Source organism: Mesorhizobium sp. WSM4817 (genome assembly GCF_055811135.1).
Map to the genome: position 1 here is coordinate 1 of NZ_JBVVQQ010000097.1, position 1,151 is coordinate 1,151.

At 62.6% G+C, this 1,151-nt stretch carries 1 protein-coding gene; it reads right to left on the reverse strand.

Features of this window, described 5'->3' with window-relative positions; translation table 11 throughout:
• Positions 1–14: 14 nt before the first annotated feature.
• The gene (locus AC0L2K_RS34855; protein ID WP_287322633.1) at positions 15–1,040 is read right to left on the reverse strand and encodes an IS110 family RNA-guided transposase; all 1,026 of its coding nucleotides are present in this window, start codon (positions 1,038–1,040) and stop codon (positions 15–17) included.
• Positions 1,041–1,151: the final 111 nt, after the last annotated feature.

Consider the following 1,151-nt stretch of genomic DNA (forward strand, 5'->3'; position numbering starts at 1 on the left):
TGAGCAACCGTGCTTCAAACGGAAGCCGGATTCCAGGGTTTGTTGGTGCGCACCATAGCGTTGAGGGTTGTGATGAGCTTGCGCATGACGGCGACGATGGCGACCTTTGCTACCTTGCCGTTGGAGCGCAGCCGCTGGCGGAAAGCGGCGAAGACGGGGTTATGAACTCCGGCACTGAGCGCGGCCATGTAGAGGACGTTGCGGACAGGCTCGCGGCCACCCCAAATGCATCGCTTGCCTTTGAGCTTGCCGCTGTCATGGTCATAGGGGGCGAGCCCGACCAGGGCGGTGATCTGCCGGTTGGACAGGCGACCCAGTTCGGGTAGCAGCGCGATCAGTGTGGCACTCAGGACCGGACCGACGCTGGGAGTGGAACGCAGCAGGCGGTCGCGCTGAGCCAGAGCGGGATCGGCCGCAATTGCTTGGGCAATGCGTTTGTCGAGTAGCAGGATATCGGCACTGAGCCGGGTCGCACGCCGCTTGGCCAGGCGCTTGAGAGCAGCATCGCGCACGTGCTCGGCCTGATTGTTGACGCGGCTGAGCTCGGCCTGGAGCTGGCGCCGTGCCGTGACCAGTTCGATCACCAGTTGCAGGCTTGGATCGAGCTCCACCGGATGCACCGGTAGCGTCGCCAGGAAGCGGGCGATCAAACGGGCATCGATGCGATCGTTCTTGGCGTTGATGCCGGCTGCACGCGCGAACTGGCGCAGCCTGTGCGGATTGATGCGACGCACCGGAAGTCCTGCTTGCCACAGCGCCTTGAGTACAGCGCGTTCATAGCCGCCGCTCGCCTCAACACCGATGGCACCGATCTCGTTGTCCGACAGCCGCTCGACCAACGCCGCATAACCGGCTTCGGTGTTGTCGACTGTGAACAACTCCCCTGTTTCCAGAATGGCCACGTCCAGTCGATCCTTGGCCACATCGATGCCGACATGAAACGCAATTTGTGTCATCCTCTGATCCCTTCCTTGCTGGTGCGGGGTCGAACCCTGGCAACCGTTCGGGCTATGGAAGATGCGACGGAGCTCCTTGCTCAACCACGGACTCATACCAAGGGGTGTACGGGCTTCCGCCGCAGCGGGTGATCCGGTCATGACCCGGGTCACCCGCCAGCCCGATCATGCATGATTCTAGAGACACAAGGGGTG